A 25007-nucleotide genomic window follows, 5' to 3' on the forward strand; every position below is an offset into this window, starting at 1 on the left:
TTTGCTTTTCTATCTTCTAAGAAATTATAAAATGTAACCTTGTGGATAATTTTGAAATAAGTGAATAAACGTCCAGCTCCAGCGCCTAGCCCCTCGAGTCATAAGCCGAACCTCTACGGAAATCAGGATTTCCTTCGAGTTCCGTCTTATGCTGGTCGGGGCTGATCAAGCCGCTTGCGCTTTTGTGTCCAGCTCCAGCGCCTAGCCCCTCGAGTCATAAGCCGAACCTCTACGGAAATCAGGATTTCCTTCGAGTTCCGTCTTATGCTGGTCGGGGCTGATCAAGCCGCTTGCGCTTTTGTGTCCAGCTCCAGCGCCTAGCCCCTCGAGTCATAAGCCGAACCTCTACGGAAATCAGGATTTCCTTCGAGTTCCGTCTTATGCTGGTCGGGGCTTTCAAGGCGCTTCCGCTTTTGTTCCTATATCAAAAACATCGCAACTACTGTTGTGACTATTAAACCCAGGACTACTGGAAGGAGGTTTCTCCTGGCAAGTTCAAATGGGTCCACGTTGCAGATGGCTGCTGCTGGAATTAGTGCCCAAGGGACAAGCGTACCCCCGCCTACCCATATCGCAGCAATCTGGCCGAGTGCTGTCAATGTGGCAGCTCCGGCACCGATGGCGTGGGCGAATAGATTCGCGATTGAACCAGCGAGAGAGATGCCTGAGAATCCCGAGCCGTCGAGTCCAGTGATGGCCCCTACAGTCGTAAGTGTAATTGCCCCGATTTCTTTTGAAAGTGGAACGATGGAAGCCAATCCGACTCCAAGGTCATTGACAATTCCTTGGGATCCTTTTGGAAGGAAGTCCCCGACAATCGTTTGAAATCCGGCATCTCCTAAATAAAAGAAAGCAGCGATCGGAATGACTGGTCCGAACACTTTAAAACCAAATTGGAAACCATCAATCAAAAATTGAGTTGTTTTTTCCAATCCTTTGTTTTTGAAGCCTGCCAATGTTATCAAGAGCATGATGAAAATGGACGTACCGCCGACAAGTGCAGTGGCATCGCCGCCCTGTAATTTATAATGGACCATGCCCCAAATGTCGAGAGCGAATAAAACAGGAATGAGGACAGCGAAGAACTTTTTCCATCCCTTTGATAGATTGGTCTCTTCGCCAGGCAGGCTCTCCGTATCGGCAATTACGGAACTGTCCACCTTCAGGACTCCTTTTTTCATATCACGCTTCAAGAACCAGAAGGCCGTAACGGTAGTTACAACTCCCATCACGATGACAAGGGGAATGCTCGCTTGTATAACCTCATTGACGGGAAGACCTGCTGCATCGGCTGTCAGTTTTGGTGCAGCCTGAATGACAAAGTCCCCCGACAGTGCAATGCCGTGCCCGAATAAGTTCATGGCCATTGCAATCCCTAATGCAGGAAGGCCAACCCGGAGCGCAACCGGTACAAGGACTGCCCCCATCAAAGCAACGGCAGGAGATGGCCAGAAGAACCAGGAAATGATCATCATCAAAATCCCGATCGTCCAATACGCAAGTGCAGGTGTTTTTATCAGCTTCGTAAATGGTGAGATCATGACATCGTTTATACCTGTGGAGGTAAGGCTTCTGCTCATTGCTACGATAATGGAAATGACGAGGATGGTCGATAACAATTCACTGATGGCATATATAAAACTATTGAAAACGCTGGTCACAGAATGGGTAAGGGATCCTGTAGCGGTGAGGGCAATCAGGAAAATCCCTGCAATACATAGGATCGATGTATCGCGCCTGAAAATCATGAAGAGAATGATCAATCCGATAAAAACGACATAAATCCAATGAAGCGAAATCAATTCTACTCCCATATTAATTCCTCCTTTGTCTTGTTCGACAGTCCAGGCGAATATGGATATACGCCCGTTTTCTGTAATACAGAATATGAACAGAAAGAAAACATGTGAGAACAGAGTAAATATATTTTCAGTCTTGGGACGGAGATGAATTCGAGCGGGCGATTGTTATGGCTTTCTGTAAAATTTCTTAAGATAATTAAAGGAGATAAATGAAAAATACCGAAGTTAATTTATTGAAAGGTGAAAAGGCGGGGGAAGATTTGAGATATAGGACAGGAAAGCAATGGGTGATTTCAATCATATTGCTCATGGTTGGATTATTCTTATTATTGGTGAATATTGGTGTCATTTCCTTGGAAATAAAAGAGGTTTTTGTCATATTCATTCCTTTTTTGCTGGTAATGTACGGTTTGTCCACTTTCATAAAAGGTATTATGCAACGTTCTTCAGGCTCACTTTTTTGGGGGTTATATACCTTAAGCTATGGCGGTCTTTTGTTGGCTGCCCACTGGGGAATGATTTCCTTCAGCTGGGGAGATTGGTGGAAGCTATGGCCGATCTTGATTGTTTCGATTGCCATCAGCGGGCTATTTTTCAAGAAAAGGATGAAAGTCTTAATAGAAGGGAATTACCCGTTCCAGAATAATGGCGAGGATGATGAAGACGATGACGAGGAAGAAGGGAATACTGGCATAAGCCTTAAGAAAGATAAGAAAGAGCGGAAAATCAATAGCTATATTATCGGGGATGTGAAATTCAAGGATCCGAATTGGGCTGTTGAGCCTATGAGTTTAACAAATGTTATCGGAGACTATTATTTTGACTTCAGCAAGGCCTATATTCCCGAAAAAAGGACGCCTATTAAAATCAAAGGCTGGATCGGGGACATCAAAATGCTTGTCCCGGAGGATTTGCCTGTCAGGATTACGATTGAGGTGAAAATAGGTGATATCAAAATTTTCAACGGAACGTCGGAGGAACTGCTTCGTTCCAATATGTATTATGAGTCGCCGGGATATGAGGATGCTGTTAAAAAACTTGATTTGACGATTAAGCTTGGAATCGGCGATATCCGGATCGATAGGGTATGAGAAGGGAAGGACTGGGATGAAGACACTGAATATCAGAATTTGGTTCGTCCAAAGCTTTTTGTTAATGGGCGTTCTAGGCGGACTGATCTTTTTCTCCGGCCTCCAGGTTTACATATTATTTTCCCCGGAGCCGATTATCTCTTTGCAAAGTTCCATTTATTTATCCTTATTTCTATTTTTGCTCCTTATAATCCTAAGCCTGTACTTCGGTTTTCGCGGCGGCTACTTGTTTAAAGGGAGGCTCGACAGTCTTTTGACATTTGTGACCACACTGAGGAGCGGGAAGTTTTCTGCGAGAATCACAAAATCAGAGAATGATGAAATTGGATTGATTACGGATGAGCTTAACCACTTGGCACAGTTCATTCAAGATCAAGTGAAATCTCTGCAAAGACTGGCAGATGAAAAATCTGAGCTGGCCAATCAGGCCCATCATGCTGCTGTCATCGAAGAGAGGCAGCGGCTTGCCAGGGAACTGCATGATTCTGTAAGCCAGCAGCTATTTGCACTCGGAATGCTCTCTTCAGCTGCCATTCGCATCATTGAGGAAGATTCGAACCAGGCAAAAGGGATGCTTGAACAGGTCGCTCAGATTGCCTCCAAAGCACAGGGTGAAATGAGGGCATTGCTGCTTCATCTTCGTCCAATCGACCTGAAGGGAGATTCCTTGAGGGAAGGCTTAATCAAACTTGTGAAGGAATTAAAGGAGAAAAGCAATCTTGAAATCGAAATGAGAATCGAAGAAATCGATCAACTTTCAAAAGGGACAGAAGCCCACGTTTTTAGGATTGTACAGGAGGCGCTGTCGAACATCCTCCGCCATGCACATGCGGAAAAAGTGAAAATTGTCTTGGAAAGAAGCAAAGATATGCTGCATTTATATATAAGCGACGATGGGAAAGGATTTGGGGTCCATGCTTCAAAAATGACATCCTTTGGACTTCAGTCTATGAGGGAGCGCTGCGAAGAATTAGGCGGAGTTTTTCAAATACGTTCCAAAGAGAATGAAGGAACTTATATTAATATCAGAATACCTGCAGAGGAGGTACTGAGGATTGGATAAGATTAAAGTATTGATTGTGGATGATCATGAAATGGTCCGTCTTGGGATGAGATCCTATCTGATGACCGAAAAGGACATTCATTTAGTTGGGGAGGCATCTTCCGGAAAAGAAGCATATCGCCTAGCACAGGAACATAAACCAGATGTCATCCTGATGGATTTATTGATGGAAGATGGAACAGGAATTGAAGCGACAAAGAATATTCTCTCCGTACACCCCGATTGTAAAGTCATCATATTGACAAGCTACTATGATGATGAGCAGGTTTTCCCTGCACTTGAAGCCGGAGCTCATAGCTATCTTCTCAAGACAGCCAAAGCGGAAGAAGTGGCACAGGCAATATTCAAGTCCATGAACGGGGAAGTGGTCATCGAACCGAAAGTGGCAACGAAGATGATGAACCGTTTCCGCCAAAAGGATAAAAAGCCCCATGAAGAACTGACGGAGAGGGAATTGGATGTACTGAGATGTTTAGGGAATGGGCTGACTAATCAGGAAATAAGCGAAAAGCTGTTTATCGGTGTAAAGACGGTAAAGACCCACGTGAGCAACATCCTAAGCAAACTGGGAGTATCTGACCGGACGCAGGCAGCAATCTATGCAAACAGAAACGGATTGATTGATGGATAAATAAAGACAACAAAAAAACCGCGAATGCGGTTTTTTTGTCCAGCTCCACCGGCTAGAGGCTGGGAGGTTTCCTTCAGCACACTTACGATAAGTCAACATCGGTTCACTTCGATCACCGTGTTTCCTTTATCTCGTGGTGCTTCAGTCCAACCTCTGCGCCTTTGAACAGCCGGCTCCGCTTTTCTTAATGTATTTCAGACAAATCAGGCGCGCTGTATTTAGTGACATAGGATGCACGCGGGAATAAATCTTTTTGAGCGTCCATTCCTTCACTGGTGCCTCGCTTTTCATGCGCTTTTGCATAAGCTTTGGAATCCTGCCAGGCATGGAATGCATCTGCATCTGCCCATTGGGTCATGATGACGTAGGTGTCAGAATTCATCGGCCTTAGAACACGGATCGAAATAAATCCCGGCTCGGATTCGATCTGCCTCGCCCTGTTTTTGAAACGATATTCAAAGACTGGCCTTCCTTCGTCTGTCACAGGGATGTTGTTGCAAACGACGAATCCTTGCTGGGACAGCTCCCCGTGGCTGTCGATCACTTCATATTTCCTTGGCTCCTCGAAAATACTTTCCCCTGCTGTTTCATGCATAAGGATGGTACCTTCAGCATTTTGAGCAAGAATTAATTTGTCGCTATTGTGCTTTTCGTATATTTTTAATAGATAATCATATGTACCGCTTGTCATGTAAAAGTTCATCCTACCATTCACCTCGACTGGAATTATTAATAATAGTATGCCATCACTTCATAAAAGATAGACGATGACAATTCTACTTTACCCAAATTCTTTTACCATCAAACTTGTTGCCAAGTCGTGTAAAATCGGCAATTTTATGACATTTTATCTTGAAATCTATACTTTTGAAATCAAAAAGACTATAGTGTAAACGAATGAAATGGAACGTTAAATACATACCAATAAGTTTTATAAGAATTTAGCTGGTCTCAATGGAAGCGCTTTTGTCCATTAAGAGAAAAGAGTTTTTTGTTTTGGCCATTTTATAATACAATAAGGAAAGTAATGATTTGAAAGGTGGACACGGCAATAATGAGCAGAATTACGAATGATACATTCCTGAGAGCGGCCAGGGGAGAAAAGACAGAGAAAGTGCCTCTATGGTACATGAGGCAAGCAGGGCGCTCACAGCCTGAATATAGAGCAATCAAAGAAAAGTACTCGCTATTTGAAATCACTCACCAGCCTGAGCTTTGCGCATATGTGACCAGGCTCCCGGTTGAACAGTATGATGTGGACGCAGCAATCCTTTATAAGGACATCATGTCCCCGCTTCCAGCAATCGGGGTTAAAGTCGATATCAAAGCAGGGATCGGACCAGTCATCGATAATCCTATTCGATCAATGGCAGATGTAGAAAAGCTGGGGGAAATCAGCCCCGAAGATGACGTACCATACGTATTGGATACAATCCGCCTTCTTACACAGGAGCAGCTGACTGTACCGTTGATCGGGTTTGCAGGGGCGCCATTCACAATTGCGAGCTACATGATTGAAGGCGGTCCATCCAAAAACTATAATAAAACAAAAGCTTTTATGTATTCTGAGCCGAAAGCATGGTTTGCTTTAATGGATAAACTTGCTGATATGACGGTAAGGTATGCCAAAGCACAAATTAAGGCGGGGGCGAAAGCATTCCAAATTTTCGACTCATGGGTCGGTGCTTTAAATGTTGCGGATTACAGGGTATTTATCAAACCAGTCATGGAAAGGATTTTCACAGAGCTAAAAGGTGAAAATGTTCCATTGATCATGTTTGGAGTCGGTGCGAGCCATTTGGCTATGGAATGGCATGACCTGCCGATCGATGTAGTTGGCCTTGATTGGAGGCTTCCTATTGAAGAGGCAAGAAGCAAAGGAATTACCAAAACTGTTCAAGGAAACTTGGATCCTGCCATCCTTTTAGCTCCTTGGAACGTGATAGAAGAAAGAGTGAAGGATATTCTGGATCAAGGGATGCAGCAGCCGGGATACATTTTCAATCTCGGACATGGCGTATTCCCATCCGTCAATCCGGAAACTTTGAAAAAAGTCGCTTCATTTGTTCATGAATACAGCTCTTCAAAGAAGTAATGAGCACATTTTAGTTTGCATCATGTTTAGGAACAAAATATACTTGGCGTACTTTAGAATGGGGGTTTATTTCAATGAAGAAAAAAATGGGTTTGCTTGTCATGGCTTATGGAACACCATATAAAGAAGAAGATTTAGAGCGGTATTATACACATATCAGACATGGAAGAACACCTTCACCTGAATTGCTTGAGGATCTTCGCAGCCGTTATCAGGCGATCGGGGGCATTTCACCGTTAGCGAAAATCACCCAGCAGCAGGCGGAAAAGCTTGAAGCACATCTAAATGAGATTCAGGATGAAATTGAATTTAAGGCGTACTTGGGACTCAAACACATTGAACCCTTCGTGGAAGATGCCGTGAAGCAAATGAAGGAAGATGGACTTGAAGAAGCTGTTTCAATTGTCCTTGCACCTCATTTCTCTACGTTCAGCGTGAAATCCTATAATGGCCGGGCAAAAGAAGCAGCAGCCAATTTAGGAGGACTGGAAATTCAATCTGTTGAAAGCTGGTACAAAGAGCCTAAGTTCATAGATTATTGGGTTGAGAAGGTAAAGGAAGTATACAGTCAAATGCCGGATGAAGAAAGAGGACAAGCGTGTCTGATTGTTTCCGCGCACAGCCTGCCTGAAAAAATCCTGCAGTCTGGGGATCCATATCCTGATCAATTGAAAGAAACAGCACAGTTGATTGCTGAAAAAGCAGGGATTAAGGAATATGCCATAGGATGGCAGAGTGCCGGGAATACTCCGGAACCTTGGCTTGGACCGGATGTACAGGATCTCACCAGGGATCTTTTCCATGAGAAGCATTATAAAGCATTCGTTTATATCCCAGTCGGATTTGTTTCAGATCATTTAGAAGTGCTTTATGACAATGACACAGAATGTAAAATTGTGACTGATGAAATTGGCGCAAGCTATTACCGTCCGGAAATGCCGAATAGTCAGCCGGCATTCATCGATGCGTTGGCTGCGGTTGTTTTAGAAAAATTAAAAGAAAACCAGTAATGATAAAGAAGGCGATGAATCGTGGTGGAAGATAAACAAAAGGTGGCAGTCATCGGCGGCGGAATGACGGGATTGGCAGCCGCCTATTACTTGCAAAAGACCATCAAGGAGAGAAAGCTTCCGATCGAGGTTGTACTGATTGAAGCCAGCCATCGTTTAGGGGGCAAAATACAAACTGTCTATAAGGATGGATTTGTCATTGAGCGGGGGCCCGATTCATTTCTAGCCCGAAAACAGAGCGCTTCCAGATTAGCGAAAGAAGTAGGGCTCGAGGATAAGCTTGTCAGCAATACGGCTGGAAGGTCCTACGTTATGGTGAACGAAAAGCTGCATCCGATGCCTGAAGGTGCAGTGATGGGGATCCCTACTAAGATATCGCCATTCATCACGACTGGATTATTTTCAGTTCCTGGAAAAATGAGGGCTGCAGCTGATTTTGTCATGCCGCGCTCCAAGGAAATCGGAGATCAATCCTTAGGCAGCTTTTTTAGAAGAAGGCTTGGGGATGAGGTAGTGGAGAACCTGATTGAACCTCTTCTTTCAGGAATTTATGCGGGAGACATCGACAAGCTTAGCCTGATGTCCACATTCCCTCAGTTTTATGAAGTGGAACAGGAGCATCGCAGCTTGATCATGGGAATGAAGAAAACAACACCTGCGCCACCTCCCAACAAGACCAAAAAGAAAAAAGGCATGTTTTTGACTTTTAATTCCGGACTGCAATCCTTTGTGGACGAAATCGAGCAGCACCTTGATAAAGGAAGCGTGGTAAAAGGGGTAAAAGTCGAAGGAATTGAAAGGGAAGGGGATGGCTATCATCTCCAATTGAGCAGCGGGGAAGAACTAACGGCAGACAGTATAATTGTCACCACTCCCCATCATGCTGTACAATCCATGTTCAGCAGCCTTGGCTTCTTTGATCCTTTAAAAAGTATGCCCGCTACCTCCGTGGCAACCATTGCGATGGCTTTCCCGGAAGAAGCGATTAAAAAGGATATCGACGGAACTGGATTCGTCGTTTCGCGGAACAGCGACTATACTATAACAGCTTGTACATGGACCCATAAGAAGTGGCCGCACACGACCCCAAAAGGAAAAGTGCTTCTCCGCTGTTATGTGGGAAGAGCAGGGGACGAGGCTGTTGTCGATCTTTCGGATGAAGAAATCGAACAGATTGTCCTTGATGATTTGAAGAAGACAATGGATATTACCATGAAACCTGAGTTTTCCATTGTAAGCAGATGGAAGGAAGCCATGCCTCAATATACGGTCGGACATAAGGAACGCATGGAGACGATTTATCGGAATATCGAGAATGAACTGCCTGGCGTATTCGTCGCAGGAAGCTCATTTGAAGGTCTTGGCCTGCCGGACTGCATCGATCAAGGTGAAGCGGCTGTTGCAAAAACCCTTCAATATTTATCAAAAAAATAAATGCCTAAAACCCCCTTTCCACAGAGAGGGGGTTTTTACTTTATAATAATTTTTTAACCCTGAATGCATTCCGCTGCACTGTCCAGTTCTGGGGAAATTCATTAGCCAGCTCCCAATAGCTGATGCCCCTTAATTGATAGATTTTAACCGTATCCATCTTAACCTTCATGCTTCTTGCATCTTCAAACCATACTTCATGCTGCTGGCCGCTTTCATCTGTATACCGGAAATAAGGAGATTCATACGTATAATTATATTTGATGGGAACATTATATCTCACTGCGAGCTTTCTTGCGTCTATAGGGCTGATGGTCCTCGCGATGGTCCCTTTCTTCCAGGGGATCTTCCAATCACGTCCATATAATGGAGCACCCATCATGATTTTATTGGAGGGAATGACGGTTACGGCATAATCAAGGACTTTCCGAACTTCATTGATAGGGGCGATGGCAAGGGGAGGTCCCCCGGCCCATCCCCATTCATACGTCATAAGGACAATGAAGTCGACGATCTGCCCCTGAGCCTTATAATCATGCGCTTCATAAAGCAATCCCTTTTGATCGGCCTTTAATTTAGGAGCAAGAGCAGTGGAGACGGAAAAACCCTCAGGATGAAGCTTGGAGACAACTTTCTTTAGGAATGCAGAATAATTGTCCCGGTCCTCCGGGTTTACGTACTCAAAGTCAAAATTTACGCCTGAATATCCTTTTCTGAGTTCGGTCAAAATATTGCCTATGAGTTTATCCTGGAGGGCAGGATCCCTTAAAATGGCGGCAGCCAAATCAGAATCGAATTTTCCATTCGCAAAGTTGGTCAGGACAAGAAGTGTGGCAGCCTGGTTGGATTTTGCAGCTGGAATGAGTATTTGGTCATTCTTGTTTCCCAATGTAGTGATCGTTCCTTCTTTTGTCACAGCATGTGTAAAAGGGGATAAGTAAGTGAAGTACTGGGAAAGCTGCTGGACTTTTTGCTGTTCAGAGTCAGTTGTGCTGGTGGTGTACGCATTCACTTCAGCTTCCGGCCGTTCATGGGCTGGAATTTTAATTTGCTGCCCTGCATAAAGAATCGAATTTTGATTCAGTGCGTTCATTTCAAAAAGGGATTGAAGGGGGACGCCAAACTTCTGTGAGATCTTCCACAGGTTATCTCCTGATTGAATGGTATACGGAAATGATGGCAGGATCAAAAATTCACCGGGATAGATAGCATCGGGGTTAGAAATCTGATTGATGCGCTGCAGTTCATTAAAATCTGAATTCGTTTTCTGTGCAATGCTGTAAAGCGTATCTCCACGGGATACTACATACTCCTTGGATGGCTCTGGAATCATCAATGCTTCCCCCGGCAATAATTTATTGGCGTCAGGAAGAAGATTGAGTGAAACAATTTGATTGATGGCTGCACCATATTTTTGGGAGATGAGCCATAGGTTTTCTCCATACTGAACCACGTGAATCTTCATTTGCATCTCTCCCGTCATTAAACATGTCATACTATTTATATTCAGAAGACGGGAGGAAATATGTTCAGACCTTCATTATGTTATAGTTCATTATTGGTGCAGCAATGCCTTTACTAATATTAAATTTTAAAAAAGCTAAGATGATTCCTTGTAAAAGTGATTCGTTTGTGGTAAATTACTTTAAGTGGATGACCGGATTACAAATTTGGTCATTTAGTCAGAGTGGGGTGATGAATTGACTGTAGACCGAAAGAAGCAAATCATAGAGGCTGCTACAAAATCATTTTCTCTTTTTGGATATAAAGCAACCACGATGGATCAAGTTGCTAAAATTGCATCTGTCGGCAAGGGAACCATTTATACTTTTTTCAAAAATAAAGAGGAATTGTTCGACGAAATCGTCCGGACGATGATAGCTGAAATGAGAGAAGCAGCAGAAGAAGTCATTGATGAAGACAAACCTTTTTTTGAAAATGTCCATCTTGCATTGTTGAGGATCCTTGAATTCAGAAAGGAGCATCAATTATCCATCAAACTTTTCCAAGAGGAAAAAGAAATCGGGACGCCGGTTGTGCTTGAGGTGCTGGCGAAATTAGAAAAAGCAATCATTTCATTTATCAAAACAAAAATTCAGACAGCAATCGATAAAGGGGAAATAAAACCTTGTGATCCTGAAATCACGGCATTCATCATGCTCAAATTATATGTTTCATTCATATTTGACTGGGAAAAGAATCATGAACCTTTGGGAAAAGATCACATATCCGAGCTGTTTGAACTTTATTTATTTCAAGGATTATCACCTAGATGATCCACTATTTTTTGAGTAAAAATGACCAAATGAACATAACGGTCATTAATACTTATTTTAAACTTAGAGAAAATAAGCATATAAGGAGGCTTCATCAGTGAAAAAATCATTATTCCGACAAGAATTCAAAGCCATCTTCACTAAGAAGAAGTTCCTTATCTCCATGATAGCCATTTTATTCATTCCAATTATGTACTGCGGAGTCTATCTATGGGCATTCTGGGATCCATACAGCCATTTGGATAGACTGCCTGTCGCTATTGTGAATGAAGATAAAGGTGCTGAAATGGAAGGGGAAGAACTTCATTTAGGGGATGACCTGGTCGATAAATTAAAGGAAAACGATAAATTTGATTTTCATTTCGTCAATAGGGACAAAGGCTACAAAGGGCTTGAAAGAGAAAAGTATTACATGCTCATTGAAATTCCCGGGAATTTTTCCGAGAATGCCACTACCCTGATGGATGAAAAACCTAAAAAACTAACTTTGAAATATGTTCCAAATCAAGGATATAATTTTATTTCTTCTCAAATTGGGGATACAGCCATGAAGGATATCAAGGCTGAACTGTCTAAAGAAGTGACAAAAACATATGCCGAAAGCATCTTTGATAATATCAAAAAGCTGGGCAATGGACTTGAAGATGCTAGTGAAGGTTCTAAAAAGCTTGATGACGGCGCCCATAAAGTTTCAGATGGAGCCGAGAAGCTTAAACAGAATCTGGAGATGCTCGCAGGGAAATCAGTCGAATTTACAACCGGAGTGTCAAAATTGAAATCCGGAGCAGATGAACTTGCTAAAGGAACTGATTCCCTTGCCGCAGGACTTGGCAAATTATCAGAGGGCCACAGCCAGCTTCTGAAAGGCGCAAAAGATGCCCAGGCTGGTTCTGAAAAATTGGCCCAAGGTGCAGAACGATCCCAGGCTGGCCTTCAAAAAGCGGACGATTCCATGGGGCAGATTGTTGCAGGATCGAACCAGCTTAGTGCAGGAGCAGACAGCCTTGCAGAAAATCTGAAGAAGCTGGAAGCAGGCGCCGGGCAAACTTCAAATGGCGCAAAACAGCTGGAAACAGGAATCAGTACTTTACAGGAACAATTGAGTGCGTTGATGCCGATGCTTCCGGAAGATCAAAAAGCAAAACTTCAAGGTGCGCTGGCACAGCTTGAAGCAGGCAGCAAGTCATTGTCAGCCGGCACAAACCAGCTTCAAGGTTCTGCAGGACAGCTTTCAACAGGAGCATCCACGATTGCTGATAAAATGAAACAGCTCAATGCTGGACAGCAGCAATTAAAGAGCGGACTTGATCAATTATCCGCCGGCTCCGGCCAGCTTGCTAAAGGCGCCAATGATCTTGCTTCAGGACAAAGCAAGCTTGTAGAAGGCATGGGTGTCTTCGGCAGCAAGCTAAATGAAGCAAAAAATGGAGCAGATAAACTTGCGCAGGGAGCAGGACAATTAGCAGGAGGGATGAATCAATTATCCTCCGGTTCCAATCAGCTTACAGATGGAGCTCAAAAGCTTGCAAATGGGTCTAAAGATTTATCGAAAGGGTCAAACGATCTTTCAGAAGGAACAAAAAAATTGCATGACAAATTGGAAGAAGGCGCGAATGACGCCAACTCGGTAAAAGCGGATGAAAACACATATGATATGATGGGTGAGCCTGTTAAAGTCAACAAAAACGAATATAACAAAGTGCCGAACTATGGTACTGGATTCGCTCCGTATTTCATTTCGTTGAGTTTATTTGTCGGTGCCCTAGTCCTTTCAATCATTTTCCCTCTAAGAGAACCTGCAGAGAGACCAAGAAATGGTTTCAGCTGGTTCATTGGGAAGTTTGGTGTGGTAGGCATCGTCGGAATCATTCAGTCCTTGATTGTCGATGCAATTCTGCTTTACGGTCTTGACTTAAAGGTGGAAAGTATCCCGTTATTCGTAGTGGCTACGATTGTAGCTAGTATTACTTTCATCTCCATCATCCAATTCCTGGTGACTGCTCTTGGGGATCCGGGAAGGTTCATTGGAATTATCGTCCTGATTCTTCAGTTGACAACCAGTGCCGGAACCTACCCGCTTGAAACCATCCCGAAAGCATTGCAGCCGATTCATTATCTGCTGCCGATGTCTTATTCCGTGCAGGCATTCAAAGCCGTTATTTCAAGCGGTGACTTTGCCTACATGTGGACGAATTTGAATATGTTGTTCATTTATATTGCAGGATTCCTGCTTCTGTCATTGATTTACTTCTTGATTGCATTCCGAAGAAAGTTTAAAAACGGAACAATGGAAGAAGCGGCAGAATAAAAAAACTGGCCAGTGCATCATCTGCACTTGGCCAGTTTTTTTGTTGATTCACTTAAGTTTTTTAATGGTATCAATGATTTCGTCATATGGGACGTCTTTGTTCCCTGCATAATTTTTCTCGAGGATTTCACCTTTTTTATTGATGATATAGAAGGAAATGCCGTGAATTACCTGATCGCCGCTATCCGGTTTTTTGACAAAAGCACTGAAGTTGTCTTTGGCGAATTGTTCAATTTTATCCTGTGAGTATCCCGTTAAAAAGTGCCATTTTGAAAGGTCGCCGTCATATTTTCCTGCATACTCTTTGAGGGCTTCAGGGGAGTCTACAGTAGGATCCACGCTGAAGGATACGAATTCCACATTATCGAGTCCTTCATCTTCGACCTCCTTCTGCAGCTCACTCATGTTATGTGTCATTGGCGGGCAAATGGTTGTGCAGCTTGTAAAGACAAAGTCAGAGACCCAGATCTTCCCTTTTAAGTCTTTTAATCCGAATTTTTTGCCGTTTTGATCGGTAAATGTAAAGTCCTCTACTTTTTTCGTTGTTTTGGGAGCAGAAGAACATCCCGATAGAACAAGAATAAAAACAGCTGTGATTGCAATAAGTAAGCGGAGTTTTCTCAACATATGTACCTCCAATAAATGATTTCATATACTACACCCCATTATAACCGAACAAAGGTAAGTTACTGAAAGAGAGGAAGAATGTTCTAGAAAAATTCACAAAAAAAGCCTGCCCTAAGGCAAGCCCGATAAACGAAATCTGTCCTACAGTTCACTGATCCCCATACATTTGTCGCATTTATTGCCGTAGCATTCATGCTGTTCATCCATCTGCTCCCCACATTCGGAGCAGTTTTTGGCAGGGAGATTTTTAAAGAATTCCAATACATTATGAATCATCTTCATCATCCTTCCTGGAATTTGTTATAATACTGTACTTATTTTATTATATTGTATTATAACAGTTTTATTCTGGTCAACAATTATTGGTATCTTTTTGCGATAGGATGAAAAAATAGGCATATTGGAGGAAATGTCATTATGTTTCGGATAAAATGAAGATGGAGGGGATTTAATTGGAACTGACGATTATAGGACACTGGGGCGGCTATCCAAAACAGAATGAAGCAAGCACAGGGTACTTGCTTACATATGAGGGATACCATCTCTTGATTGACTGTGGAAGTGCAGTATTGTCTCAGCTTCAGAACTACATACAGCCTGAAATGGTGGATGCTGCCATTATTTCACATTATCACCCTGATCATATTGCAGATATAGGCGTGCTTCAGCATGCGCTTTTGATTAATAAATTTTTGGGGAAGAATAATCGGAATTTATCAATATACGGACACACGGAAGATGAACAAGCATTCCTTGGATTGTCGTTTAGGGATGTGACGACAGGGGTGGCCTACGATCCTTCCCAGCCGTTAAATATTGGCCCGTTCACAATCAAGTTTTTAAAAACGATTCATCCGGTTCCGTGTTATGCCATGTGCATTGAAGCGGGCGGCAAAAAGTTAGTCTATACTGCCGATTCATCGTTCCAGGAGTCTTTCATCCAATTCTCAGAAAATGCGGATGTACTGCTTTGTGAATGCAATTTTTACGGAGAGATGGATGGATCCTCAGCGGGACATATGAATAGCCGGGATGCAGGAAATATTGCGGCAAAAGCAGAGGTGTCCAAGCTAATACTGACCCACCTGCCTCAATACGGTGATCTGAATCAACTCGCCGATGAGGCGTCCGAGATTTTTCGCGGAGAAGTTATGCTGGCATCCGCAGGTTTGAAGATAACGATTTAGAAAGTAGAGGGAAAAATCATGCTTTTTATTGATAATCAAGGAATTACTGATCCAAGGATCAATCTGGCCATTGAAGAGTTTGCCGTAAAACATTTGGATATTGATGAGACGTATTTGCTGTTTTATATCAACAGGCCATCGATCATTATCGGAAAGAATCAAAATACAATCGAAGAAATCAACACGGATTATGTGGAGAAAAACGGAATCGTCGTGGTTCGCAGGCTATCCGGAGGTGGAGCGGTCTACCACGACTTGGGCAATCTGAATTTCAGCTTTATCACGAAGGATGACGGTGAGAGCTTCCATAATTTTAAGAAGTTTACAGAGCCGGTTGTCCAAGCCCTGAAAAATCTTGGGGTAAATGCAGAACTTAGCGGACGAAATGATATCTTAGCCGAAGGCAGGAAAATTTCTGGAAACGCTCAATTCTCCACAAAAGGAAAGATGTTCAGCCACGGAACTCTTTTATTTGATTCTGAAATGGATCATGTGGTTTCTGCGTTGAAAGTAAGGAAGGATAAAATTGAATCAAAAGGAATCAAGTCCATCCGCAGCAGGGTGGCGAACATCTCTGAATTCCTGGAAGAAAAAACATCGATCGAGGAATTCCGTTCTTTGATCCTTAAGAATATTTTCGGCGGAGAGGATAAAATCCAGGAATATAAACTGACCGAACAGGATTGGGAGAAGATACACGAGATATCCAAGGAGCGTTATCAAAATTGGGACTGGAATTACGGGAAATCACCTAAGTTCAATCTTCAGCATTCCCATCGATTCCCGGTTGGCCACATTGATGTACGCCTGGAAGTGAACAAAGGGAGAATTGAAAACTGCAAGATCTATGGAGATTTCTTTGGAGTGGGCGATGTTTCTGAAGTGGAGAATCTGCTTACTGGCCTGCGCTATGAAAAAGCTGAAATCGAAAAGGCGTTAGAGCCGGTCGATATCAAACACTACTTTGGAAATATCACAAAGGAAGAGTTCGTCGATTTATTGTGGTAAAATTCAATTAAAATGTATTAAGTCATCATTTTAATCCAGTTTTTCAATGGAGGAAATATGCTTCAAAAATTCGGATTTACCCAGTATGAGAGCAAAGTTTATGAAGCTCTTCTATCAAGCACAGAGCCTCTTGATGCGGCCCAGCTCGTGAAATATTCCGGAGTGCCAAAGGCGAAGATATATGAAGTCCTTGGCAGAATGACCGAAAAAGGAATGATTTTGGATTCCGTATCTGAGAAGAAAAAGCTGTATATGGCATTGCCATTGGAGCTTGCCATTAAAAAGCTGACGTCTGAGTTTCAGGAAAGCATCGATCATTTAAAAGCGAATACCCCGAAAAAAACGATTACTGACGACAGGGTCTGGAGCCTGAAAGTGGATTCATCCATTCAAGCTCAGTTCCTTGAACTTTTGGAGAAGGCAGAGAAGGCCATTCTTATTTCCATTTGGACCGATGAACTGGAAGCATGCCTGCCGATTTTGGAGGAGAAGGAGCGGCAGGGTCTCCATGTTGAAGCATTGATAGTAGGAAATGCGGAAGCGGATTTGAAGAACCTGCACATTCTTTCTCCGAATGAAGAACATCGGATGCTCGAAAAAAACAGACTTCTTGTCATTGATGAAGAAGAAATATTATTTGCTGGCGTCGAAGAGGGTGCCTGGCAGGCAATCAAAACCAAATCAAAACCGGTAGTGAAATTTTTCGCTGAGTTTTTCTATCACGATGTCGCCCTCGCTGAAATTACAAAAAGATATGAGGAAACCCTCATGTCAGATGAAGAAATCAAGAAGCTGCTGATGCGTCTTCGTTATTAACAAAAGTAAAAGCGCCATTCCGAAATTATGGAATGGCGCTTTTTTTGCTTTATTAATTTTCACTTGTCTTTACGTTTTGCACAGGAGATCTGGAGATTGAAATCACAGCACATAGTAGGGAAAGAAGGATGAATGCCCCGCCTACGAAAGCATTGTTCATCACGGATGACTGTTCAATGACAGCTCCGCCGATCAAGGACCCCAGCGCGATTCCAAAGTGAAGGGCAGAATTATTCAGTCCCTGCTGGATATCGGCAGTTTCAGGGGATGATTCAATCAGATAGTTCTGCTGTGCAGGTGTGATCGCCCAGCTGAGCATGCTCCAAAGCACCATGATGGCTGCGAATAGCGGCATGGAGAATGCCATCTTCGGCAAGATGAAGAGTACGATGGCAAAAATGGAGATGAATGCAAGTATGGTCTTCTTTGATCCGAATTTGTCTGCGGACCAGCCGCCAAAACCACCGCCGAATACGGCTGAAATCCCAAAAATAAAATAAAAGATGCTGATCCACTCTGCATTTAAATTCAACGCTGTTTTGAGAAATGGAGTCAAATAAGCGTAAAGCGTTAAATGTCCGGTTAAAAACAGGAAGGATGTGAGTTGTGCAAATAATATCTTTGAATCCTTCAGTGTCTTCAATTGCTGCTTAAGCGGGATGACGGGCTTCGGTTCAATTTTTTCTAATAGGAAGTAGACGCCTGCCATTGCCAAAACAGTCAAGAAGACAATGAATACGAACGGACCGCGCCAGCCGAATGCATTCCCAATGACCAATCCAATGGGGACGCCAAGCACCAATGAGCCGCTTATGCCCATGAAGATGATTCCGATAGCCCTTGCCCTAAATTGTTCTTGAACGATACTTGAGGCAATCGTCACACACAGCACAACCAGGAGCGAGCCGCTCGCTGCTGATATCATCCTTGAAATGAAAAGGATGGTATAAGTAGGACTGGCCATCGCTAAGATGTTGCCGATTAAAAAGGAAAGCAGCGTCCAGAGAAGCAGTGACTTCCTCTCAAACTTGGCTGTCATGGTCAGCAAGATGGGAGAAGCGATTGCAAAGACTAATGAATAGATAGTAATCAAACCGCCTGCTGTGCTGATTGAAATATTCAATCCTTCTGCAACTAAATCGAGGATTCCTCCTACGATTAATTCAACCATCCCGGCGATAAAAGAAACGATGGCTAAAATATATACTTTGTAATTCAATGGGAGAACCCCTTTCTCTATTAAAACTTACATTATCTAATAGGTTACCACTACAATAGTAACCTCTATGAGGTGTTTACTTCAAGTAAAAATTAATAGAGAAAAAAAGGCAAATCGATTGAGGAAAATCCGATATTTTAGACACATTTAGAAAATTTTGAATGCCAATTTATTGAAAGAATAATATTCTTTCTATATAATATATTTTGAAAATTAAAAAATATAAATGAATGACTATTCATTCATTAAAGAAGGAGGGAGTATATGAATCTATCAAAACGGTTAAGTGAATCAGCAGCTGCACATGCAGCAAAACCTGCCTACTACTTTTTAGATCAAGCCACTTCTTACGGTGAATTAGACGGGGCTGTTACGAAATTTGCTTCCGGTTTGGAATCTCTCGGAGTCACAAAAGGAGATCACATTGCTCTATTACTGGGAAACTCCCCGCATTTTATCATTGCGTTTTATGGTGCGATGCGTCTAGGTGCAACTGTCATTCCAATCAATCCGATTTACACTCAAGATGAAATTGGATACATATTGAATAATGGCGACGTGAAAGCTGTGGTCGCTTTGGATTTAATGGTGCCGCTCGTCGGAAAGGTAGAGGGTTTGCTGCCCAAAGTAGAGAATTATATCATCTGCCCGACTAAACAGGATTCTGCCATTGAAGAGGCGGTTGCCGCGCACCCAAAAATGAAATCGTTTTCAGAAGTGCTGGAAACAGGTTCCATTTCATTTAAAGGACCTGAATTGGATGAAGATGATGTTGCCGTCATCCTCTATACTTCAGGGACAACTGGAAGGCCTAAAGGGGCTATGCTTACTCATAAGAACCTTTATTCCAATGCAAGGGATACTGGATCTTATTTGAAAATGAATGAAGATGACCGCGTCATTACTACTCTGCCGATGTTCCATGTTTTCTGTATGACCGTCGTATTGAATGCACCATTGATCAGCGGTGCCACTTTGTTGATAACGCCTAAATTCAGTCCCGCTGATATTTTCCGCATTACTGAGAAGTATCAAGCGACAGTATTTGCCGGGGTTCCGACCATGTACAATTTTCTCTATCAATTTCCAGAAGCGGATCCTTCCAGCCTGAAGACTTTAAGGCTTTGCATTTCTGGCGGAGCTTCATTGCCTGTTGCACTCCTGAAGAATTTCGAACAGAAGTTCAAGGTGGTCATCTCTGAAGGCTATGGCTTGTCAGAAGCTTCACCTGTTACATGCTTTAACCCATTGGACCGTCCAAGGAAGCCGGGCTCCATTGGAACTTCCATTATGAATATCAAGAATAAAGTTGTAAACGAACTTGGGGAAGAGGTTCCTGTAGGAGAAGTGGGAGAGTTAGTTGTCCAGGGGCCAAATGTGATGAAGGGCTATTATAAAATGCCTGAAGAAACAGAAGCTGCCCTCAGGGATGGATGGCTTTATACAGGTGATCTAGCCAAAATGGATGAAGAAGGCTATTTTTACATCGTCGACCGCAAAAAAGATATGGTAATCGTAGGAGGATTCAATGTCTACCCTCGCGAGGTGGAAGAAGTCCTTTACGGACACCCGGATATTGTCGAAGCAGCTGTCATCGGCGTACCGGATCCAAATCAAGGGGAAGCGGTCAAATGCTTTGTGGTGAGCACAAACAAAGATTTGACGGAAGAACAGGTAGCAGACTATTGCAGACAGCATCTGGCCAAATATAAACTTCCTTCCTCCATTGAGTTCATTGATGAATTGCCGAAGAATACCACTGGTAAAATATTAAGAAGAGCGTTAAAAGATCATATTTTCCAGGCTTGATAGATGGAGAGCAGACATTTTTCATGTCTGCTTTTTCTATTGATGGGTTTGAAAGGGTTTGCATGAAAAATGTCGAATTAATAGATTGAACAAAGGAGGAGGAGTTTTAATGGAATCCATTTTATTGCAGCAAAAAAACCATATGGCAACCGTCACAATCAATCGTTCAGAAGCGATGAATGCCTTTAACTATGATACGTTATGCGAACTCGAGGAAGTAGTCGATGCACTGAGGCTGAATCCGGATGTCCGGGTTGTGGTATTCAAAGGCGCAGGCAGCAAAGCATTCAGTGTCGGGGCTGATTTGAAAGAGCGCAAGACTTTGACTGAACAGCAAGTGAAGCGGAATGTCTATAAAATTGGCGAAGTCTTTTCTGCGGTGGAGAAGCTTCCTCAGCCAACGATAGCTGCCATGAACGGCTATGCATTCGGAGGAGGGATGGAGCTTGCTTTATCCTGCGATTTCCGTATTGCTGTTGAAGAGGCTGTTATGGGATTGACGGAGACAAGCCTCGGCATCATTCCGGGTGCAGGGGGGACACAGAGGCTCCCAAGGCTGATCGGGGAGGCAAAGGCACTCGAATTGATTTTAACGGCTAAGCGATTGACTGCAGAAGAAGCCCTGCAATATGGAGTGGTCACCAAAGTCTGCAGCCGGGAAGAATTTGAGAAGACGATTACTGATTTTGCAGACAGCATGCTCTCCAACGGGCCAATTGCATTGCAGCAAGCCAAGTTTGCTATCAAGAATGGAATGAATGCCGATTTGAATACCGGTCTTCAAATCGAGAGGAAAGCCTATGAAATCACCATCCCGACTGAAGACCGGGTGGAGGCATTGCTCGCTTTCAGCGAAAAGAGAAAGCCGGTATTCAAAGGGAGATAGAATTTGATGCAAATCACTACAATGAATAAGGCCGTGGCAGATGAAATACTGAATTGGAGATACGAACCTCCCTATGACTTCTACAATAACCAAAAATCAGATGAGGCTTTAAAAGAACTTTTAGGAGGTTCCTATCAAGGCGTTGTGGATGATGAAGGGAAGCTTATCGGTTTTTTCTGTGTAGGTAACTCAGCACAGGTGCCAAAAGGACATGATTATCATGTTTATCCGGATGGATACATAGATATAGGACTGGGTATGAAGCCTGCCCTTACCGGTAAGGGAAGGGGAAGCGAGTTTCTTGCATTTATCCTGGAGCAGATCGCTATTGATAGCGGAAATAAGCCTTTTCGTCTGACCGTCGCTGCTTTTAATGAACGGGCGATCCATCTTTATGAAAAATTTGGTTTCCGCAAGCAGCAAAAATTCGCTAATGGCCCAATTGAATTTCTTACAATGGTCAAAGAAACAGAGAGAGCATGAGGCATAATGTCCTCATGCTTTTTTTATTTAGCTATGCTAAAGTTCATTGTTGATTTCAGATGAAATCAACAGCGGTGTTTAACATAGCATTTTATTTAAATGCAGGTTTCACCATTATTGACATAAGACCAAGCGTATAATAAAATACACTATCGCATTTTTCAAATAATTTTAATCTTTTGCTAAAGGCAGGAATGCTTATGGAACTATCGACAGAAAACGTATATGACTCTTCTTCTTTCAAGGAAGGGATTAAAGGAGGAGCGAGCATCGCCATTGGCTATCTGCCCATTGCCCTGACATTCGGGCTGCTGGCAAAAACGACGGGTCTTTCTTTTTTGGACACGGTCATGATGAGCCTTGTCGTGTTTGCAGGCGCATCCCAGTATATTGCTCTTAGCCTGATCGCTTTGGGGTCTGGTGTATTTGAAATCATTTTTACGACATTCATTGTGAACATCCGCCATTTGCTCATGTCTGCCTCCTTGAATGAAAAAGTAGAAGACGATTCCCTTCTTAAGAAAGCGGTCTATGCGTTCGGCATAACTGATGAAACATTTTCTGTGGCTGCGATAAAGGAAGGAACGGTTTCCACACGCTACATATTCGGAGTGACCTCCATTTCGTATGCAAGCTGGGTAGTCAATTCTGGCATTGGGTTCCTTATAGGTGCGAACCTCCCTCAAACGCTTCAAGAAGGGATGACGGTCGCTCTATATGCGATGTTTGTCGGCCTGCTTGTCCCATCGCTGAAAACGAGCAGAAAAGTACTGTTCCTTGCATCTTTTTCTGCGGTCATCCATTCCATCCTTGCGGTTCTGTCTATCCTTTCAACCGGATGGCGGATAGTAGCTGCCACCTTGCTGGCATCAGTAGTGGTCGAAGCGATAGAATATGTGAAAAAAGGAAAGGGGAATCGCAATGGAGAATAAATTCATGTGGATGATCCTGGGGATGGGCATCGTCACCTATATTCCAAGAATGATGCCATTCGTTCTTTTTGGAGGGAAGGAATTGCCGCCATTCGTTCAAGGCGTCTTGAAAAATGTTCCTTATGCAACGCTTGGAGCATTGATATTCCCGGGAATCCTTCTGATTAAAGAAGGGGATTTTTCTTTTGGATTGATTGGTGCGGCAGCAGCGTTCTTATTGGCATTCCTGGGCGCAAATGTCATCGTGGTGGTCATCGGGGCAATCAGTGTCCTGAGTTTATATTCATGGATCTGGTAAAGAGTGTTTTTCATCTCAGTGGGAGATACTTATGAAGTCTATATACATATATAAGTGTTCTAATTTCCTGCAGATGCACTACATTTAATAATGAGGACAAGGAGGGAGGAGTTCAGTTTGGTTAGAAAATGGGCGTTTAATGCCGTTTTTGCTTATTTGCTTTTTGGGGTGCTGATGTATGCTTACTTGTTTTATTTGGCAGATGCAGCCGTTCCGCATTCATTGAAGGGAACCAGTGTGGATCCGGCCACTTTCATGAATCAAAGAGAAATGATGCTTAGCGAAGAATATTCGAAAATCAAAAATCTTCTCTTTTTTTTATCGTCTCCATATGAATGGCTTTTTTATTTCCTTGTGTTGATATTCGGGGTTTCCAGGACATTTGAAAGATGGGCGGAAAAGACGTCGCGCTTCCATATCATCAGAAGTGCTGTTTACCTGTTTTGGCTTTCTCTCGCTTCCTTCATTGTTACATTTCCGTTGAGCTATTTATCGCATAGTGTTTCAAAGGCCTACCACATTTCCACTCAAAACTTTCACTCTTGGATGAAGGATGAATTGATCGATTTTTGGGTGAATTTTGCTTTAATGTTCATTGTGGTGACCGTGTTATACGCACTCATGAAAAAATTCAAGAAAAGATGGTGGCTTGCTGCTTGGATCTTATCCATCCCATTTACCATCTTCATGATGTTCTTGCAGCCGGTCGTCATCGATCCGTTGTACAATGATTTTTATCCTTTAAAGGATAAGCAGCTTGAAACGAAGATTTTGGATATGGCTGCAAAAGCCGATATACCTGCAAAGCATGTGTATGAAGTCAATATGTCAGAGAAGACGAATTCTCTCAATGCCTATGTAACCGGAATCGGATCGAATTCAAGGATTGTCTTATGGGATACAACGCTAAAACAACTAAGCGACAAGGAAATTTTATTCATAATGGCCCATGAGATGGGTCATTATGTGGAGAAGCATATTTACTTTGGAATTGCCGGCTACTTGCTTTTGTCTCTGGTAGGATTATGGATTACGGCTAAATGGATGGAAAAATGTATGGGAAGGAAGAAGGAGCTTAAAATCACCGGGATCTCCAGTCTCAGTTCCCTGCCTTTATTTTTCCTTCTCACATCCATACTGCTTTTTGCAGCAAGTCCTTTGACAAATTGGGTATCAAGGTATGAGGAGACAAGGGCCGACCGCTATGCAATGGAAATGACCCATGACTCTGCATCCGCTGTCAAAACTTTCCAAGACTTGACGCGCACGGGGCTGAGTGAAGTAGATCCCCCATGGCTCGTTAAAATCTTCCGATATGGCCATCCGACGATGCGGGAAAGGATTGAGAGGGCTGAGACTTCCAAATAGACAACAAAAAAACAACCGATTCGGTTGTTTTTTTTGCCTTGGGAGCAGTGTTTATTTCCGGGCTGCGCTTTTCTTGATCCAGCTTCAGCGCCCAGCCCCTCGAGTCATAAGCCGCACCTCTACGGAAATCAGGATTTCCTTCGAGTTCCATCTTATGATGGTCGGGGCTATCAGGGCACTTCCGCTTTTCTGTGTCCAGCTTCGCCGGCTAAAGGCTAGGAGACTTCGCTCAGCACACTTACGATAAGTCATCATCGAATCGCTGCCGCTCTTCGTGATTCCTTTATCTCGTGGTGCTGCGCTCCAGTCTCTACGCCTTTAAACAGCCGGCTGCGCTTTTCTATGATCCATATCGTTTCATCAATTGATTATAGCGGCTGGTCAATTCCATGAACATCTGTTCATCTTTCACATCAAGAGCTTCATTGATTGCGTTGATCAGGATCTCTTTTTCTTTGTTTAGTTGGATTTCTAAAAGGAGCATTTCGATATAAATATCTGCCACAAACGACTTTTTCAACTGATTACCTGCCATCGCACAAGCCTTCATCATCTCTGAATAAGATTTGTCTTTTTTCATGACGATCACCTCGAAGCCCTTTTTATAATTATATGGAAGATGCTTCAGATATTCAACTAAATTAATTAAATTTTCTGATAAATATTT

At 43.0% G+C, this 25007-nt stretch carries 24 protein-coding genes; 17 read left to right on the forward strand and 7 right to left on the reverse strand.

Annotation, left to right across the window (positions count from 1 at the left end; all coding sequences use genetic code 11):
• Positions 1-419: 419 nt before the first annotated feature.
• Positions 420-1814 carry a hypothetical protein gene (locus ABTV07_RS05990; protein WP_433748691.1) on the reverse strand — a complete coding sequence of 465 codons (1395 nt, stop codon included), beginning with the start codon at positions 1812-1814 and terminating at the stop codon, positions 420-422.
• Between the two features lie 248 nt (positions 1815-2062).
• On the opposite strand from ABTV07_RS05990, the gene liaF reads away from it, so the two are divergent.
• From liaF to ABTV07_RS06005, 3 genes are read left to right on the forward strand one after another with little or no spacing between them, the layout of a single operon-like run.
• Positions 2063-2893, forward strand: coding sequence for a cell wall-active antibiotics response protein LiaF (gene liaF / locus ABTV07_RS05995; RefSeq protein WP_433748693.1), 831 nt, complete (start codon positions 2063-2065; stop codon positions 2891-2893).
• A 16-nt stretch (positions 2894-2909) separates the two neighbouring features.
• Entirely contained in the window at positions 2910-3956 is a 1047-nt protein-coding gene (locus ABTV07_RS06000) for a sensor histidine kinase (RefSeq protein ID WP_433748696.1), read from the forward strand.
• Complete coding sequence (locus tag ABTV07_RS06005) at positions 3949-4587, forward strand: response regulator transcription factor (RefSeq protein WP_433748698.1); 639 nt, start codon at positions 3949-3951, stop codon at positions 4585-4587. Before ABTV07_RS06000 ends, ABTV07_RS06005 begins: the two co-directional genes overlap by 8 nt.
• 184 nt (positions 4588-4771) lie before the next feature.
• On the opposite strand, the gene ABTV07_RS06010 is transcribed toward ABTV07_RS06005, so the two are convergent.
• Positions 4772-5290: an antibiotic biosynthesis monooxygenase family protein gene (locus ABTV07_RS06010; protein ID WP_433748700.1), complete on the reverse strand. Its 519-nt coding sequence runs from the start codon at positions 5288-5290 to the stop codon at positions 4772-4774.
• 351 nt (positions 5291-5641) lie between these two features.
• Between ABTV07_RS06010 and hemE the strand changes: the two genes are divergently transcribed.
• The 3 genes from hemE to hemY all read left to right on the forward strand — a co-directional run bounded on the left by hemE (position 5642) and on the right by hemY (position 9126).
• A complete protein-coding gene (gene hemE, locus ABTV07_RS06015) occupies positions 5642-6682 on the forward strand; it encodes a uroporphyrinogen decarboxylase (protein WP_433748703.1) in 1041 nt (346 codons plus the stop codon).
• 74 nt (positions 6683-6756) lie between these two features.
• Positions 6757-7692, forward strand: coding sequence for a ferrochelatase (hemH, locus tag ABTV07_RS06020; protein ID WP_433748706.1), 936 nt, complete (start codon positions 6757-6759; stop codon positions 7690-7692).
• Between the two features lie 21 nt (positions 7693-7713).
• Positions 7714-9126: a protoporphyrinogen oxidase gene (gene hemY / locus ABTV07_RS06025; protein WP_433748709.1), complete on the forward strand. Its 1413-nt coding sequence runs from the start codon at positions 7714-7716 to the stop codon at positions 9124-9126.
• Positions 9127-9166: 40 nt separating this feature from the next.
• On the opposite strand, the gene ABTV07_RS06030 is transcribed toward hemY, so the two are convergent.
• Entirely contained in the window at positions 9167-10588 is a 1422-nt protein-coding gene (locus tag ABTV07_RS06030; RefSeq protein ID WP_433748712.1) for a LysM peptidoglycan-binding domain-containing protein, read from the reverse strand.
• 235 nt (positions 10589-10823) lie between these two features.
• On the opposite strand from ABTV07_RS06030, the gene ABTV07_RS06035 reads away from it, so the two are divergent.
• Together ABTV07_RS06035 and ABTV07_RS06040 are read left to right on the forward strand one after the other, a co-directional pair.
• Positions 10824-11399, forward strand: a complete 576-nt coding sequence (locus ABTV07_RS06035) for a TetR/AcrR family transcriptional regulator (protein ID WP_433748715.1) — start codon at positions 10824-10826, stop codon at positions 11397-11399.
• A gap of 97 nt (positions 11400-11496) precedes the next feature.
• A complete protein-coding gene (locus tag ABTV07_RS06040; RefSeq protein WP_433748718.1) occupies positions 11497-13707 on the forward strand; it encodes a YhgE/Pip family protein in 2211 nt (736 codons plus the stop codon).
• 48 nt (positions 13708-13755) lie between these two features.
• On the opposite strand, the gene ABTV07_RS06045 is transcribed toward ABTV07_RS06040, so the two are convergent.
• Together ABTV07_RS06045 and yhfH are read right to left on the reverse strand one after the other, a co-directional pair.
• Positions 13756-14334 carry an SCO family protein gene (locus ABTV07_RS06045; protein WP_433748721.1) on the reverse strand — a complete coding sequence of 193 codons (579 nt, stop codon included), beginning with the start codon at positions 14332-14334 and terminating at the stop codon, positions 13756-13758.
• Between the two features lie 141 nt (positions 14335-14475).
• Complete coding sequence (gene yhfH / locus ABTV07_RS06050) at positions 14476-14610, reverse strand: protein YhfH (protein ID WP_433748724.1); 135 nt, start codon at positions 14608-14610, stop codon at positions 14476-14478.
• A 176-nt stretch (positions 14611-14786) separates the two neighbouring features.
• Here yhfH and ABTV07_RS06055 point away from each other — a divergent pair, with 176 nt between their 5' ends.
• Genes ABTV07_RS06055 through ABTV07_RS06065 form a run of 3 tightly spaced genes read left to right on the forward strand, consistent with a single transcriptional unit; the run spans position 14787 to position 17345 of the window.
• Positions 14787-15521, forward strand: a complete 735-nt coding sequence (locus tag ABTV07_RS06055) for an MBL fold metallo-hydrolase (protein ID WP_433748727.1) — start codon at positions 14787-14789, stop codon at positions 15519-15521.
• A gap of 18 nt (positions 15522-15539) precedes the next feature.
• Complete coding sequence (locus ABTV07_RS06060) at positions 15540-16529, forward strand: lipoate--protein ligase (protein WP_433748730.1); 990 nt, start codon at positions 15540-15542, stop codon at positions 16527-16529.
• Positions 16530-16586: 57 nt separating this feature from the next.
• Positions 16587-17345, forward strand: coding sequence for a TrmB family transcriptional regulator (locus ABTV07_RS06065; RefSeq protein WP_433748733.1), 759 nt, complete (start codon positions 16587-16589; stop codon positions 17343-17345).
• 52 nt (positions 17346-17397) lie between these two features.
• Here ABTV07_RS06065 and ABTV07_RS06070 read toward each other — a convergent pair whose 3' ends face one another.
• Positions 17398-18564, reverse strand: coding sequence for an MFS transporter (locus tag ABTV07_RS06070; RefSeq protein WP_433748736.1), 1167 nt, complete (start codon positions 18562-18564; stop codon positions 17398-17400).
• Positions 18565-18828: 264 nt separating this feature from the next.
• Between ABTV07_RS06070 and ABTV07_RS06075 the strand changes: the two genes are divergently transcribed.
• The 6 genes from ABTV07_RS06075 to ABTV07_RS06100 all read left to right on the forward strand — a co-directional run bounded on the left by ABTV07_RS06075 (position 18829) and on the right by ABTV07_RS06100 (position 24340).
• On the forward strand, positions 18829-20373 hold the full coding sequence (locus ABTV07_RS06075; RefSeq protein ID WP_433748739.1) for a fatty acid--CoA ligase family protein: 1545 nt from the start codon (positions 18829-18831) through the stop codon (positions 20371-20373).
• 109 nt (positions 20374-20482) lie between these two features.
• Complete coding sequence (locus tag ABTV07_RS06080; RefSeq protein WP_433748742.1) at positions 20483-21259, forward strand: enoyl-CoA hydratase-related protein; 777 nt, start codon at positions 20483-20485, stop codon at positions 21257-21259.
• A 6-nt stretch (positions 21260-21265) separates the two neighbouring features.
• On the forward strand, positions 21266-21742 hold the full coding sequence (locus tag ABTV07_RS06085) for a GNAT family N-acetyltransferase (RefSeq protein ID WP_433748744.1): 477 nt from the start codon (positions 21266-21268) through the stop codon (positions 21740-21742).
• Positions 21743-21942: 200 nt separating this feature from the next.
• Positions 21943-22674 carry an AzlC family ABC transporter permease gene (locus ABTV07_RS06090; RefSeq protein ID WP_433748747.1) on the forward strand — a complete coding sequence of 244 codons (732 nt, stop codon included), beginning with the start codon at positions 21943-21945 and terminating at the stop codon, positions 22672-22674.
• Positions 22664-22972, forward strand: a complete 309-nt coding sequence (locus ABTV07_RS06095; protein ID WP_433748749.1) for an AzlD domain-containing protein — start codon at positions 22664-22666, stop codon at positions 22970-22972. Before ABTV07_RS06090 ends, ABTV07_RS06095 begins: the two co-directional genes overlap by 11 nt.
• 117 nt (positions 22973-23089) lie before the next feature.
• Entirely contained in the window at positions 23090-24340 is a 1251-nt protein-coding gene (locus ABTV07_RS06100; RefSeq protein ID WP_433748750.1) for a M48 family metallopeptidase, read from the forward strand.
• Positions 24341-24680: 340 nt separating this feature from the next.
• Here the strand turns inward: ABTV07_RS06100 and ABTV07_RS06105 are convergent, their stop codons facing one another.
• Positions 24681-24920, reverse strand: a complete 240-nt coding sequence (locus ABTV07_RS06105; RefSeq protein ID WP_433748753.1) for an IDEAL domain-containing protein — start codon at positions 24918-24920, stop codon at positions 24681-24683.
• Between the last annotated feature and the right edge of the window lie 87 nt (positions 24921-25007).

The organism is Falsibacillus pallidus (assembly GCF_050990905.1).
Taxonomy (GTDB): domain Bacteria; phylum Bacillota; class Bacilli; order Bacillales; family DSM-25281; genus Falsibacillus; species Falsibacillus pallidus_A.